General features: G+C 63.8%; 13 protein-coding genes. 3 read left to right on the top strand and 10 right to left on the bottom strand.

The features are described from left to right. The first annotated feature begins 241 nt into the window (after positions 1-241). Positions 242-1,516, top strand: a complete 1,275-nt coding sequence (locus tag MBR110_RS05355) for an EAL domain-containing protein (RefSeq protein ID WP_011885794.1) — start codon at positions 242-244, stop codon at positions 1,514-1,516. 15 nt (positions 1,517-1,531) lie between these two features. Here the strand turns inward: MBR110_RS05355 and MBR110_RS05350 are convergent, their stop codons facing one another. Together MBR110_RS05350 and MBR110_RS05345 are read right to left on the bottom strand one after the other, a co-directional pair. After that, complete coding sequence (locus tag MBR110_RS05350) at positions 1,532-2,134, bottom strand: class I SAM-dependent methyltransferase (protein WP_014723509.1); 603 nt, start codon at positions 2,132-2,134, stop codon at positions 1,532-1,534. 69 nt (positions 2,135-2,203) lie between these two features. Next, entirely contained in the window at positions 2,204-2,728 is a 525-nt protein-coding gene (locus MBR110_RS05345) for an Mpo1 family 2-hydroxy fatty acid dioxygenase (RefSeq protein ID WP_034192637.1), read from the bottom strand. An 81-nt stretch (positions 2,729-2,809) separates the two neighbouring features. Between MBR110_RS05345 and MBR110_RS05340 the strand changes: the two genes are divergently transcribed. Both MBR110_RS05340 and chrA read left to right on the top strand, forming a co-directional pair. Continuing rightward, entirely contained in the window at positions 2,810-3,517 is a 708-nt protein-coding gene (locus tag MBR110_RS05340; RefSeq protein ID WP_011885797.1) for a Crp/Fnr family transcriptional regulator, read from the top strand. Between the two features lie 124 nt (positions 3,518-3,641). Next, a complete protein-coding gene (gene chrA / locus MBR110_RS05335; RefSeq protein ID WP_059890676.1) occupies positions 3,642-4,859 on the top strand; it encodes a chromate efflux transporter in 1,218 nt (405 codons plus the stop codon). 513 nt (positions 4,860-5,372) lie between these two features. Here chrA and MBR110_RS05330 read toward each other — a convergent pair. The 8 genes from MBR110_RS05330 to MBR110_RS05295 all read right to left on the bottom strand — a co-directional run bounded on the left by MBR110_RS05330 (position 5,373) and on the right by MBR110_RS05295 (position 13,776). Continuing rightward, a complete protein-coding gene (locus MBR110_RS05330; protein ID WP_196481723.1) occupies positions 5,373-6,749 on the bottom strand; it encodes a UvrD-helicase domain-containing protein in 1,377 nt (458 codons plus the stop codon). Between the two features lie 10 nt (positions 6,750-6,759). Beyond that, entirely contained in the window at positions 6,760-8,487 is a 1,728-nt protein-coding gene (locus tag MBR110_RS05325; protein WP_059734274.1) for an ATP-dependent nuclease, read from the bottom strand. A gap of 106 nt (positions 8,488-8,593) precedes the next feature. Next, positions 8,594-9,271, bottom strand: a complete 678-nt coding sequence (locus MBR110_RS05320) for a helix-turn-helix domain-containing protein (RefSeq protein ID WP_155624963.1) — start codon at positions 9,269-9,271, stop codon at positions 8,594-8,596. Positions 9,272-9,330: 59 nt separating this feature from the next. After that, positions 9,331-9,483 (bottom strand): hypothetical protein, encoded by a 153-nt coding sequence (locus MBR110_RS05315; protein WP_155624964.1) that lies wholly within the window; start codon positions 9,481-9,483, stop codon positions 9,331-9,333. Positions 9,484-10,015: 532 nt separating this feature from the next. Continuing rightward, a complete protein-coding gene (locus MBR110_RS05310) occupies positions 10,016-10,546 on the bottom strand; it encodes a hypothetical protein (protein WP_181709207.1) in 531 nt (176 codons plus the stop codon). A gap of 15 nt (positions 10,547-10,561) precedes the next feature. Continuing rightward, positions 10,562-10,849: a PAAR domain-containing protein gene (locus MBR110_RS05305; protein WP_175949546.1), complete on the bottom strand. Its 288-nt coding sequence runs from the start codon at positions 10,847-10,849 to the stop codon at positions 10,562-10,564. Positions 10,850-10,864: 15 nt separating this feature from the next. After that, on the bottom strand, positions 10,865-11,824 hold the full coding sequence (locus tag MBR110_RS05300; RefSeq protein ID WP_175949545.1) for a T6SS immunity protein Tli4 family protein: 960 nt from the start codon (positions 11,822-11,824) through the stop codon (positions 10,865-10,867). Between the two features lie 98 nt (positions 11,825-11,922). Further along, positions 11,923-13,776: a lipase family alpha/beta hydrolase gene (locus MBR110_RS05295; RefSeq protein ID WP_258569969.1), complete on the bottom strand. Its 1,854-nt coding sequence runs from the start codon at positions 13,774-13,776 to the stop codon at positions 11,923-11,925.

Below are 13,776 nucleotides of genomic sequence, written 5' to 3'. Positions count from 1 at the left end.
GCGCGCCCACGGGCGCCGATCATGCGCCGACGATCGCCACGGCACGCCCGCGATCGCCACGGCACGCCCGCGATCGCCACGACGGCGCGTGGCGCACCATGTCGGTGCAGCGCCGCCGCATCGGGCCGCAGCAAAGGACGGCAGACGGTCGCGGCGGGCCGCTGCACGGGGCGCAATGCCGTGCATGCTTCTTGCTGACCTATTCTGTAGGTAAACTGGCAGTCTTCCTCCGGCCGACATCATGAGCATGATCGACATCGATCCCCCCGGCTTTCAGCCACCCCGCCCCGTTGCCGGCGACGACGGCAAGCGCCGCACCGTGCTGTACGGCGCCTACACCGTATTCAGCGTGTTCCAGCCGGTCTTCTCGGTGTCGCATCGCCGCGCGATCGGCTATCACGCGTCGCTGCGCGCGCACGACGAGGAAGGCCGGCAGGTCGCGTCGCACGAGGTGTTCACGCAGGCGGCGCGGCGCGGCGATCTGCTCGAACTCGGCCGTCTCGCCGAATCACTGCACCTCGGTAACTTTCACGCGTTCGACAGTCACGACGAATGGCTCTTCCTGAGCCTGCATCCGGCCGCGCTGATGGACACCATCTACGGCGACGCGCTGCTCGCGAACCTGAAGGCGCTCGGGCTGCCGCCGCATCGCGTGGTGCTCGAGGTGCCCGAGCAGGCCGGCGGCGAGACGCCGCGCTACGCGGCGATCGTCGACGGGCTGCGCAAGGCCGGCTTCCTGATCGCGCTCGGCGGCTTCGGCGCGAAGCATTCGAACATCGACCGCGTGTGGCATCTGCATCCGGACATCGTCACGCTCGACCGCGGCATCCTCGCGCAGGCGAGCGAACACTCGCATCTGGAACGCGTGCTGCCGGGGCTCGTGTCGCTGCTGCACGAATCCGGGCAGCTCGTGCTGATGGGCGGGCTCGCGACCGAGCGCGACGCGCTGATCGCGCTCGAGTGCGACGTCGATTTCGTGCAGGGACAATACTTCGCCGGTCCGAGCGTCGACCCGGTGCAGCCGCAGGCCGCGGCCGGCTGCATGGATACGCTGTCGGCCGCGTTGCGGCTGCGCGTCGCGCAGCGCGAGCGCACGCAGGCCGAACGGCTCGCGCCGTACGTCGCCGCGCTCGAGGAAGCGAGCCGCAAGCTCGCCGCGGGCGAACCGCTGATCGACGCGGCCGGCTGCGTGCTCGGGCTGGCCGAGACCGCGCGCTGCTTCCTGCTCGACGCATCGGGCCGCCAGATCGGCGACAACGTGCTCGCACGCGGCAGCGTTTCGCAGCGCGCGAAACGCTTCCGGCCGCTGCTGCATTCGGAAGGTGCGAGCTGGGAACGCCGGCCGTACTTCATCGAAGCGATGCGCGCGCCGGGCCGCGTACATCTGACGGCGCCGTACCTGTCGATCAACGAGGCGCACCTGTGCGTGACGGCGTCGATCGCCGCGCCGGCCGCGCAGGGCATGCAGGTGCTCTGCGTCGACATCAACTGGGAAGCGGCGCTCACCCGCGCATGAACGCGCGGGCCGCGCTCATGCCGTGGCCGTGCGGCGCGCGATCAGCCGGTGCACGCGCTTGCCTGACGACGCACTGACCACTTCGTGCTCGTCGAGCACGTCCATGCCGGCGCCGAGCGCGGCACGCATGCGCGCCGCATCGAGCGGCGTATAGAGCCGGCCGCGGTCGTCGCGCAGCGCGCCGTTGCCGGCGACTCGCCAGCTCAGATAGAGCGTGCCGCCGGGCATCAGCAACGTGGCCAGCCGCGCAACCGCCGCGGCCGCATCGGCATGCTCGAGGTGCATCACCACCGTCTCGCACAGCACGTTACGAAACGCGCCGGACGGCACGCCGTCGAGCGCCGGCAGCGCGGCGAGCTCGAACGTCAGCGACGGATGCGACGCGCGCGCCTCGGCGAGCAGCGCGGCGCTCGCGTCGTAGCCGCGCACGTCGTATCCCTGCGACGCGAGCCACGCGGCGTCGCGCCCGACGCCGCAGCCGACGTCGGCCGTCGGCCCCGGCGTGAAATACTGCTCGAGCAGCGCATACATGTCGTCTGGCGCGGCCTGGTCGAGCCAGTCCTGCGCGAATTGCGCGGCATGCGTGTCGTACGCATCCAGAGTCGGGCGATCCACCATGGCGATTGCTCCACGTAAGCGTCGGATGACGCACCCAGCATCTTAGCCGCTGCGCCGCGCGGGCGACGCTCACACGTGCGAATGCGCGCCGCCGCGCAGCGGCCCGGCGCGCCGCTCGACTTCGCGGCGCAGGTCGCCGCGCAGGCCGGCGAAAAACGCCACTTCGGCGACGACGAACAGCGGCCCGACCGCCAGCCCGATCAGATCGTCGACGAACGCGGGCTTGCGTCCCTCGAACCAATGACCGACGAACTGCACGATCCAGCCGACCACGAACGCGCCGATGCCGATGCCGAGCCAGCGCGCCGTCGGCAACAGCGCGACGGTGTGCGCCGCCCACAGGCCGACGGCGAGCAGCGCGGTCATCGCGAGCCCGAAGCGCAGATCCAGGCGCAGGTAGAACGCCGCGAACGCGGTCGCGAACAGCAGCGCCGGCGACCCCGCGACGCCGGCCAGCGTGCCGAGCAGCGGCCGCGACAGCAGCACTTCGACCGCGAACACGATCAGCGGAATGCCGACCAGATGGGTCGCGATGTTGCGCACGTCGCGGTGGTAGGCCGCATACTGGGACAGGTAGTCTTCGAGGGTCTTCATCGCGTCTCCTGAACGGTCATCGAGCGCTATGATGCGCGTCACGCCCGAGAACCTCTGTCAGCTATCCGACATCGCGCCGCCATGACCTCGTCGCTCGCCCCGTACCTGCCGCAACTCGAAGCGCACCCGTGGTTCGCCGCGCTGCCGCCGGCGTTGCGCGCGGCGCTGCTCGAGCGCGCCGCGCTGCGCCGCCTGCCGGCCGGCCATCCGCTGTTCCGGCGCGGCGATCCGCCGTGCGGGCTGTATGCGGTGCTGAGCGGCTCCATCACGATAGGCGCCGTCGACGCGCACGGCAAGGAAGCGCTGCTGACGGTCGCCGAGCCCGTCACGTGGTTCGGCGAAATCGCACTGTTCGACGGCCTGGCGCGCACCCACGATGCAGCCGCGCTCGACGACACGCTGCTGCTGCACGTGCCGCAGCCAGCGCTGCTCGCGATCCTCGACGCGACGCCGCAATACTGGCGGGAGTTCGCGCTGCTGATGGCGCAAAAGCTGCGGCTGAGCTTCGTGTCGGTCGAATCGCTGAGCATGATGACGGCCGCGCAGCGGCTGGCGGCGCGCCTCGCGATGATCGCGGACGGCTACGGCGGAGTCAGCGTCGGCCGCACGCGGGTCCGGCTGTCGCAGGAGAAGCTGGCGGCAATGCTGTCGCTGACGCGGCAGACCACCAACCAGCTGCTGAAGGCGCTGGAAGCGGACGGCGCGGTGCGGCTGCACGTCGGCGAAATCGAAATCGTCGACCTCGACGCGCTGCGGCGCGCCAGCGGACTGCCCGACGACATGCCGTGACGGCGGCTGCGGCCGCGTGCATGACGCCGCCGCGCTATCGCAGCGCCGCATTTCCGTCGTTACGATCGCACTATCCCGCTATCGTGGCGACGCCTCCCCTCTCACCTCTTGCCCGAATCCACTCTTGAACCACGACACCTCGACCGTCACCGCTGCACCGCGCCACGCATGGCCCGTGTTCGTCGCGTTCCTGCGGCTTGGCCTCACGTCGTTCGGCGGTCCCGTCGCGCATCTCGGCTACTTCCGCGAGGCGTTCGTCACGCGGCGCGGCTGGCTCAGCGAGCGCGCGTATGCGGATCTCGTCGGCTTGTGCCAGTTCCTGCCGGGCCCGGCGAGCAGCCAGGTCGGGATGGCCATCGGGCTGTCGCGCGCCGGCTATGCCGGGATGTTCGCCGCGTGGCTCGGCTTCACGCTGCCGTCCGCGCTCGCGATGACGCTGGTCGCGCTCGGCATGCACGCGGCCGGCATGCCGGTCGCGACCGGCGCGCTGCACGGGCTGCGGATCGTGTCGGTCGCGGTGATCGCGCAGGCGGTGTGGGGCATGGCGCGCACGCTGTGCCCGGATGCGCGCCGCGTCACCCTGATGGCGCTCGCCGCGTGCGTCGCGCTGTTCGCGCCGGCCGCATGGCTGCAGGTCGTCGTGATCGCGGCGGCCGGCGCGGCCGGCCTCGTGCTACTGCCGCAGCCCGAGCGCAGCGCGCACGAGCCGTTGCCGCTGCACGTCTCGCACCGCGCGGGCGCGTTGTGGCTCGTGCTGTTCGCCGCACTGCTCGTCGCGCTGCCGCTCGCGGCCGATGCGCTCCATTCGCACGCGCTCGCAGTGGTCGACGCGTTCTTCCGCACCGGTGCGCTGGTGTTCGGCGGCGGCCACGTGGTGCTGCCGCTGCTGCAGGCCGCCGTCGTCGCGCCGGGCTGGGTCGGCGATTCGGCGTTTCTGGCCGGCTACGGTGTCGCGCAGGCGGTGCCGGGGCCGCTGTTCACGTTCGCGGCGTTCCTCGGCGCGGCGCTGCGCGATGCGCCGAACGGCTGGCTCGGCGCAACGCTCGCGCTCGTGTCGATCTTCGCGCCGTCGTTCCTGCTGGTCGCGGGCACCACGCCGTTCTGGGAACGCCTGCGCCGCAGCACGCGCATGCAGGCGGCGCTCGCGGGCGTCAATGCGGCGGTCGTCGGGCTGCTGCTCGCCGCGCTGTATCAGCCGGTATGGCGCGAGACGATCGTGTCGGCGCGCGATTTCGCGGCCGCGCTCGTCGCGTTCATTGCGCTGGTGTTCTGGCGCGTGCCGCCGTGGGCCGTCGTGATCGCGAGCGCGGCGCTCGGCTGGGCGGCGACGACGTTGATCTGATCCCGCGCCGCGTGAGGCGCAGCGCGACGGAAAACGAAAAAGCCCTCGAAGCGTTCCGTTTCGAGGGCTTTTAGCTGGAGCGCACGGCGCGCCGTGACGGCGCGCGGCACCTGCGTGTCCCGTGACAATAAAGTCTGGAATGTTTCGCAATTAAGTTTGGAACGCACCAACCTCGCGCATGCGCGGTTGGAACAGGAAATCATCGGCTCTTTATATCAAATTTCGCATGAAATTCTATTCAATCATAAAAATTGCGTATGTTTCCTATGTCATCTGCGTTTTCAGCCCGACATGAAATCTCATTGAAAGCATATTTCCTAGCTTTTTTGTTCATCTGTGCAATCGCAGTGGGCGGGTAAAGACGATCACACCGCCAGCGTTAATTGCGGAAGACTCTGGGTTGTCGACGACTTCCACCGCCGCCGTACAAGAACCCCGCCGTCGAGGCACGAACAGCGGCCATCAAGGTCGTGCGCGCGGTGTCCCGATTGCCCCACCTAAAGAGCATCCCCCTCATAGATCGGGCCGTGGAAATTGAACATACCGACCCGGTGCGGTGATAGTCAGGCTCTGCGTCGCTCGGGAGATTGCGACGTAGAAGAGCTTCGCCTGCGCGTAGTCCTCGTTGCCGAAGTGCGAGGCGTCGGGAATCAGCACGTGATCGAACTCCAGGCCCTTGAGCAGCAGGGGCGTCGAGATCGTCCGTCGCTGCAGAGAGCGGCCCGCAGCACTCACACGCAGTCGGATCTTCAGCACGGCTTCGGCGAGGTTAGCCGCCCGATCGGCAGCCAGTTCGCCCAGTGCACGCTCGGCGTCGCGCCATAGTTCCCCCCGGAATAACCGCCAGCGCGGGTGACGCCGCGCGAGCCGCATGAACTCGCGAGCCGCTTCGGCACAGTCAGCGCCTCCCAGTTGTCGCGCGGCAGTCTTCATTTCGTCGATGACCTGCGTTTGGTCGGGCGACAACTCCTCGTTGGGTTGCTTCTCGCGCTTATGGAAGCAATCTTTGCTCAGGGCCAAGACGGTGTCCAGACGCTGTTGTGCGTCTGCGCTGCCATCCCAGTCGGAAGCGAATCTCGTCAGCCGCCTAGCAGCAACCTCCTCGATGGACTGGTACATGCCTCGCGTTGCGCGGGCCAGGTTGTCACACATGCCCCGGCGGCAATGGATCGCAGCGGATGTTCCCTCGCGATCCCCGATGCCTTCGAAGAACGCGCCCATGTCGAAGGCTTCGTCGGTGTACCGAAACGTGACCGGACCGGAGTCCAGATCGATGCGCTCGCCGCGGATGAGGCGCTGGCGCGTCTCGGCGATCCAAGCACCAAGGGCCGGGTTTTTCTTCTGCCAGCGGCGCGGCTCTTCCAGTTCGAGCGCGAGCGGGAAGATCGGATAAACATCGCGCTGCCAGCGCAGCCGGGCGTTCGCGAATTCGAAGATGCCCTGCATCGGATCGCCGAATACGATCGTAGGAACAATCTCGGAGAGCGCGATGGCAAGCGCATGCTGGCCGGGATCGCAGTCCTGATACTCGTCAATCAGGATACGGTCATACGAGGATCGCACCACGTCGCGGACCGCCGAGATCTTCAGCACGTTGAGGGCGTTCTGCCGAAGCGCGCTCCATTCGGCCCCGGTGGGCATGCCCGCTGGCGGGTGGCCGCGCTTGGGGAAGGCGCGCACATAGCGCATGCACCATCCATCGATGGTGTCTACGTTCGCCGCACCTGCAGGTATGCCGAGACGCTTCAGCCTGCTGCGCAACGCGTTTACGCCTGCATGTGTATGCGTGAGGATAAGCGTCCGGATACCTAGCGCCGCCGTCTTCGCGATGGCCTCGGTCTTTCCGTGGCCCGCCGGTGCGATTAGAGAGCCGACGGGAAGCTCGGCCAAGATGCGGGCCTCAGGCATAGAGCCAAGCCTCCAGCGCTCGTACGCACCTCGAGAAAGCCGATGCGGGCGCTTGCTCGACAATCTCCCATGCGATGGGCGCGATGGCGCGCCCCGAATGCAGTTCCTTGAACCAGTTTTTCTTTGATGCAATTTCCGCCAGAGTCGCGCGAAGGGCAGCCCCGTCTGCGGTAACAAACAGTTCCCACGTGTCGAAGGCAAGGCTCGTCGTCTCAGGCGTCAGCTCGGCGTCCCTGGCCTTCAGGGTCGCAGCGACCGATTCTTCGGTCTTCTCGGCGCGAGCGTAGTCTAGCAGCGCCTGCACCTGCGCATCGCTGGCTGCTGTGAACAGCGACGTCTCCGTATCCATCGCGCCATCGTACTGGAAGACTACGACGCCGGCGGCGACGATGTCGCGCGTCTCGTCCGGTGTCATCGGACGGTCGGAGTCCCGATACAAGGCGACGGGGTAGCCGAGCGCCGCAAGCGCTATTGCCAGTTGCGGGGCTTGCGCTCCTTCGCCATCTGCAAAAGCGACGCCGCGCTGTTCGACGGGGACACCCCTATTGCGTGAGCACAAGGGATCGCGAAAGCCAAGCAACAGACCCACCTCTGTCACGCCCTCGCAGATGACGATGCGGCGCGCGAACAGAGCCCGCGGCGTTTTCTTCATCAACTTCGCAAAGGATGAGAGCATCAAAGGTGCGTGGAATTCGACGCACTTGCTGGCCCTGTCGCGATGCCCGACATAGAGGTTGCGCGCCTCGATCTCGCCGATAGCGACATCGGAATGCGTGGTCATGAGAAGCTGTCCCACCGCCCTCTTCTCCGTCGCGGCGGCCGCCTGTGCCTCCTTGAGGCGTGCAATCGCGCCGATCACACGGTGCGGTTCAAGGCCATGTTCGATTTCGTCGATTAGGACGATGGCACCTTCCGTGATGGCGGAACGCTGAATTGCCAGCGTCGCCAGCCGCCGGGTTCCTAGGCCCGCGAGCCGCAAGGGGACGCTGCCGTCATGGAGTGCGATCGAACTGGTGGAGAACCCACCCCGCAGCAGCTCAAGGCCGGGGCCGTACTCATCCTGCACGTAAGCGCCGAGGGAGGAGGCCTGCGCCTGCGCCACTTTCGCGGCATCCGCAAGTGCCGTCACCTTGTCGAGCTTCGCGCTGCTGCGCGCCGTGCGGTAGGCATCGGCAAGGTTGCGAGCGGCGTCGTCGGCATCACCCGTCAGCTTGGCAAGCACCGAGCCTTGGCCCCAAGTCAGGTGTCGGGCGTCGTCACCTGCCAGCCGCACCAGGCCGAACAACGCTCGGTCCCTGTTCGAGAGTGTGCGCGGGTGGGTGGCAGAGTCGCGCACTAGCTCCCATATTGGTTCCATCGTGGCGTCGACAGTTAGTCGCACGGTGAGCACCGGTTCATCGCCGTCTTCCGGCTCGTCGTTCAGCGTCCCAGTTACCGACCAGCCGCCGATGTACAGGCCAAAGCGCTCGTCTGACTTCAGTGCCTTCGACAATTCTCCGACCGTGACCTCGACGCAGATTGGCGTCGCCGTATCTCCATCGAGGAAATCAACTTCGCTGAAGGTGAGCCAGCGTGAGGACAGGGCTGCCTCGATGGCGTCGAGGACCGTGGATTTACCGGTATCGCCCACGCCGATGAGACAGCAGAGCGGAGACTGCGGTTTCCAGTCGAGTGCACCGATCCCACGAAAGTTGCTGATCTTCAGTTGTCTTACCTGCATCCCATACTCCGTCCTGTCCGCCATGCACACCATGCCCGCGATGTTTCCTTCTTCTGTTGGCAGAACGAAGCCGCCGCGGGAATCCTGCTCGGTGCACCCACTCACGCTAGGTAATGGTAACTGCGACCGTCGATGGCGGCGTGACGGCGGTCCCTCCGTCGGGGGTGCCGCTCTTCTGCTGCACCAGCGCCTGATAGCCCGTCAGGTAGTACTTGTTTGGCTCATTCACGGTCGAGACGTGGCTGTGGTCGCGGTTGATTCCGACCAGCAGCCCGGTGCCGATCAGCAGACTGATCGCCTTGCGGATGTCCCGCTCGGAGATGCCAGTCCGCTCGGAGATGGTTTCGTACGATGCCATCGAAAAATAGGCGTGGTTGCTACGAACCGCCGCGAAGTAGAGGTAAAGCTTCATCGCGTGCAGTTCGTGCTTCGAGCGCATTGTGAAATGCGCGAACGGCTTGATCACATTGCCCGCCACGATCGCATGGCAGGGCAACTTGAAGAAGCGGTGCTCCTCCGGCCAATTGATCTTATAGCGGCGCTTCTGATGCGAACCCTCAGGCGCAATCAGACCGAGCGCCACCAGGCGTTGCAGTCCTGCCGAGATCAGCGCACGCGATAAGCCGGTCGCCTCGCCGAGATCAACGTACGTCCCTTCGGCGACTGCCACGTACCGCCCTTGCTCGTCGAGCCATGCCGTCGCCATGAAGTTGAGCGCAACAAACAACATCAGCGCCGACGTTTCAGCTGCAGGCCTCGCATTGTCAGCAGTGCTCCATTTCATCTCAGGCAGAGCCGCGAGCACAGGTGCGGAGGGCAGTCGATGCCATTGCGAGGATCGGATCACTTCTGGCCCCCCTTCTTCGACGCGACGTAAAGCGCGTACCCGGCGACCCCAAGCGCCATGACGGGCACCAGCGCGGCGAGCAGCTGGACCAGCGACGGCGCGTTTGCCGACAACCAATCCAAGCAGAAAAGCAGCAACTCCTTGTTCATCTGGTCCTTCCTTTCGGACGTTGAGCTGATGAACCGGAATTTATCGACTTTAGGAAAATGTATCTAGATATAGGTGCAGGATCTACAAGCCAGAATATCTTGAAAAGCTTTATGCAGCAATAACTTATGCTCGTCGCGCGCCGTTCATGCGATGCTTAGCTTAGTTCACGGGAGGGGCTATCCTGCGCCTCCGTGAACTGAAGTCACCGTCGGGAAGCGAATGCGACCTTCTATTCAGAGTACCGGGGGCTCTGTTCAAAGTCTGCACGGACCGCTGGCCTCGCCCTTTTTGCGTTGTGCACGAAGGGACCATTCCATCTGTCTGGCTGGCACCCCGACATCTTGAAATGGCTTACGACATACTTGAATGTCGATCGAGGCTCCCGGTTCGGATTTTCGACCGCTCCTAGTTTAAGGAGAGACGCATAGCGCCACGATGATGCCACCGACCTGGCTAAGCGCGCTTTCCGTGTCTTAGGTCACCGGCGCTCTTGCGGCGGCGGTGCCAGCCGCATCTTCCCTGTCGAATCGATCAGTCGGCCCACGACTGATCACCGTCCGTCGGTACCCGCCAGCTAATGTCCCCGTCGAGATCGGACAGATCGTCTGACGTCGCCACGACTTCGACAATCCGCGCTCTCGGGTGAGGGAAAGCCAGGAGATGGTACTCGCCAGTCGCGCGCGTGACAGTAACCCCGACCGGAACTGGAAGCTCGCGTGTTAGTGCAACGGCACCTACCGCCAGCTGCGCCTTAATCCAGCCAATCATCTCGTTGCGCAGCCGCACCCGCTCCCTATAGAACGACTCACCGGACGGGGCGCCTATGTTTGGAGGGTTCGTAAGCGTGACGTATTCACGGGTATTAACCCTATCGCCTTCGCGTTTCCGGAGCACCTCCGACAGGCGTACAAGGTATCCCTCGCGCGACGAGCGCAGCAGAATGTTGAAGACGCGATTTTCGCTTCCGGTGGGCTGTACCACACGCCAGCACAAGACGCGTGAGTAGGTGAGATCTTCGGTGGCTTGAGCGGTGCTGTCGGGAAGTTGAGTGATCAGATTCATGTCTTTTGCGGTACGTTAAGTGTCGCTGCACGACGTCGTCTGCGAGGCGACCAGACGTGGTGGCGGAGAACAAAGACAGATGCAAAGATCGTCACTGAGCGCTGCCTGCCGGCCATCGGGACCGGTGGTGGAAATCCGCGGGCCATCGCACGCGATTTTCCCGACGGTTTTGCAGACTGGACAAAAGACGGGATCATGTTCGTAGGCTTGCTCGCGACCGTTTATCAAGTCTGCCCCATCACCGTCCTGCACCACTCCGCCAACGGTTGTCAGATCGCCCTTCACAATGTCATAGCGCGGCATTCCTCCACGTCCTCCTTACTTCGCGGCACCACGATAGTGGAAGCTGTTCAGGACCGTATCCCACGCCTGGACGGCCTGTTCCTCGTTCACTGGTGACGTCGTCACGGAGGCGGGATTCACCGCGTCAGGTTCCGCACCGAACAACAATTGAATGGCGGTGTGCGGTTTTGATGGATCTCCCTCTACCCCGGCCGCCAACAGATAGAACTGGTACTTCTGGACGCCATCTTCATGGATGTCGACGAGAATTTCCTCGGCTTGAATGCCGGCGACTTGACGCTTGCCCTTTCGCAATACCTTATAGTGCCCCGCGTACGGCTTCAGCTGAGCCTCAAATTCCGAAAGCCCGCTCAACAGCGACGCCTTCTGATCGGCAGCAACAGATTCGCGCAGCTTCACGATCAGATTAGACGGCCGCCCCGGAACAAGACCGGCCGCGACGGTGGCATCGAAAGCCGGAAGTTGCTTGCCGCCGATCAAGCCGCCGTTAAAGCAAAATGCGCCATCGTTCGGCACGTCCCCTTCATCACGCGGACGAATATTTCGTAGGATCTCGGACGCATTCTGGACCGCGCTCTGGTCATAGCCATCGCCGAACTTGTTCTTCAAGGTGAATTGCGTGTCGTGCGACCACGCGTACCCTTCCACGTCGTATGAGAGCTCGGCGGGCGGGACGTCGTATCGCCCGAAAACAAAGAGACGCGAGTAGTCATTGGGCTGTACCGCCTGATGGAGCCACGGTGTCTTCGTCGGCGAGAAGGAATTATGCGGATCAACCCGCAGCTTGGTCTTCAGCTCGTGCTCGCGCGCCTCTACTCTCCGTACGAATTCCTGTTGACCTACGTTCTTCGCTACATCGATCGAGTACCCCATGTACTTATATTCTTGGTTGTACACCTCTGCATCATGGGGAAGGTCGACAACGAAACGGCCAATACACCACGGGCGGGTGTCATGCATCACGGGGGTGGTCATAGGCAACTCCGACGGATTACTCTTCGAGCACGCGGCCATCCCTACCGAGAAGGCCACGAGCGCGACTGCGATTCGATTTGTGAACTGGTTTAATGTTGTCATACGGGAACGTCGATCGATTTTGCGACCTTGACCATACTATAGAGTGTGGCCCACTTCGCCCACGGATGCCCGAAGCAGCCTTGGTGATCAAACCCGTTCTGCGTGAAGGCGATCTGCACACCCTTCGCCTTTTCGCCAGGGACACCGGCCTTCAAGCCACGTGCGACGGATTCCCCAGACCAGCTCGGCACCGTGCCATCCCCAAAGATCAAGCCTCGCTCCTGCGGAAAATTGGGATCCATGATCTCCGCAAAGAGTGTACAGACAAGCCCCTTGACGCGGATACGGACCTGGCCCTTCTGGTCGTCGCTCAAGAGTTCGGCCTTCATCAGGTCCTCTTCGGTCGTACCTGCTGGGAAGTCACCACGCCAATAGATTCGGCCGAAGGTGAGCAGCTTATCCGCTGGTGCGGTGGTCTCCTGCTTGGTAGGAGCCTTGGCTGTACCGCCCTTTGTCGGGTCAACCTCGCTCGACCGTCGCAAGGGACCGTTACCGTAGAAGGCAAAGGTGTTCGGATGATAGTTGTTTATCAGTTGATGCTGGCGGTCAACCACGTCCTGCATTGTCGTCAGAAAGTTCTTCTGCAGCGTCATGCCAGGCTGAGTCGTTTGCAGGCGCTGTTTGGCAATTCCAGCAGGATCGAGCATTGCGTCGGACTGGTTGGGGACCAAGCCGTACCACGCCTGTGACGTGAACAACTTCAGCGTGTCGTTCTTCTTCGGCAGGGCGAGTACTTCCTGTCGCTTCATGTCGCGAACAACCCACCATGGTTCATAGTCGTGATAGTCGGGCATCGGAAGGAGCTCCAACGGCCCGGGTGCGTTGACCGTGATTGCCGTGAATTCCGGCGCGTTTCGCCCCACGAGTACCTTATTGAGGATTGCCCCCTCCCCTTCAGCGCCGGCGCGAAACCGTCGTGCGGCCAACGGTGCGCCAGTCGCTGGCTGCGCCCCGTGGATCACGCCGTACATCAAGTCGTCGTAACCCGCTATCACTGAAGCCATGCGGGCGACGAGCCCCCCCATGGAGTGGGTGATGATGATTGCCTTCTTTACTTTGTTCTCGGCGCAGATCTCCTTGATACCCATCAAATGGTATTTCTTGTGGGTTTTCTGATCGACATAGTCAACGCCCTTCACTGTGTCTTCGGCCGACAGCAGATTCGATTGCAACCAGTTGTAGCCGATCGCATACACCGGATATCGGTACTGGCAGAACTTCTTAAATTCATCCGAGTCGACCTTAAGCGGGTCGATACCCGGACCATTCGCGCCGTAGCTCGATGGCGCTGTCCCGATGACCGGATTCAAAGTGAAGTCTTCACCTTTCGGGTCACCGCTTGCCCAGGCGCCAAGGAGCTTTCCCGCCTTCATCGGGTGGTTGAGCTCGCGCTCAAGCCAAGCGAGCGATCCATGGTAACTCTTCGAATGGACCGATCCCCAGCCTCGCCTTCGCGCTTCGTCGGCCGTCAGATCGCAACCTGTCGTCACGATCGCGCCGAGCGTGGAGACGACTGCCGACGATGTGTCGTATTTTGTTTCGCGCTCCGACGCATCTGAGAAGTATCCATTCCAGCCGAATGCTATCGCAGCGCGGTTGGTTTCATTCGGCGGATTCCAAATCTCCTGCCCGGTATTTCTGTTGATTAGCAGGGAGCCCATCACCCCGGGAATAAAAATCACCGGGATAGGTGGCCGCGGATCGCAATGAAACTCTTTAGTGCATTTGTTGGCATCCGGCGTTAACGTCACTTTTGCGGACGACCCGCCGCCTGGCTCGTGCTGCCCTTGAATGACGACCGTATCGGATTGCTTCGCTGCGTTGTTGCTGCCGGAATTGTTCGGACCCAT

This window comes from Burkholderia sp. MBR-1 (assembly GCF_013822785.1).
Classification (GTDB): domain Bacteria; phylum Pseudomonadota; class Gammaproteobacteria; order Burkholderiales; family Burkholderiaceae; genus Burkholderia; species Burkholderia vietnamiensis.
The sequence above is the reverse complement of the archived record's forward strand: the minus strand, read 5'-3'. Positions and strand labels throughout refer to the sequence as shown.

Bases quoted from the DNA above. Each gene is read 5' to 3' on its own strand.
- MBR110_RS05355 (WP_011885794.1), top strand. From the start codon at position 242: ATGAGCATGATCGACATCGATCCCCCCGGCTTTCAGCCACCCCGCCCC.
- MBR110_RS05350 (WP_014723509.1), bottom strand. From the start codon at position 2,134: ATGGTGGATCGCCCGACTCTGGATGCGTACGACACGCATGCCGCGCAA.
- MBR110_RS05345 (WP_034192637.1), bottom strand. From the start codon at position 2,728: ATGAAGACCCTCGAAGACTACCTGTCCCAGTATGCGGCCTACCACCGC.
- MBR110_RS05340 (WP_011885797.1), top strand. From the start codon at position 2,810: ATGACCTCGTCGCTCGCCCCGTACCTGCCGCAACTCGAAGCGCACCCG.
- MBR110_RS05325 (WP_059734274.1), bottom strand. From the start codon at position 8,487: ATGCAGGTAAGACAACTGAAGATCAGCAACTTTCGTGGGATCGGTGCA.
- MBR110_RS05320 (WP_155624963.1), bottom strand. From the start codon at position 9,271: ATGAAATGGAGCACTGCTGACAATGCGAGGCCTGCAGCTGAAACGTCG.
- MBR110_RS05315 (WP_155624964.1), bottom strand. From the start codon at position 9,483: ATGAACAAGGAGTTGCTGCTTTTCTGCTTGGATTGGTTGTCGGCAAAC.
- MBR110_RS05310 (WP_181709207.1), bottom strand. From the start codon at position 10,546: ATGAATCTGATCACTCAACTTCCCGACAGCACCGCTCAAGCCACCGAA.
- MBR110_RS05305 (WP_175949546.1), bottom strand. From the start codon at position 10,849: ATGCCGCGCTATGACATTGTGAAGGGCGATCTGACAACCGTTGGCGGA.
- MBR110_RS05300 (WP_175949545.1), bottom strand. From the start codon at position 11,824: ATGACCACCCCCGTGATGCATGACACCCGCCCGTGGTGTATTGGCCGT.
- MBR110_RS05295 (WP_258569969.1), bottom strand. From the start codon at position 13,776: ATGGGTCCGAACAATTCCGGCAGCAACAACGCAGCGAAGCAATCCGAT.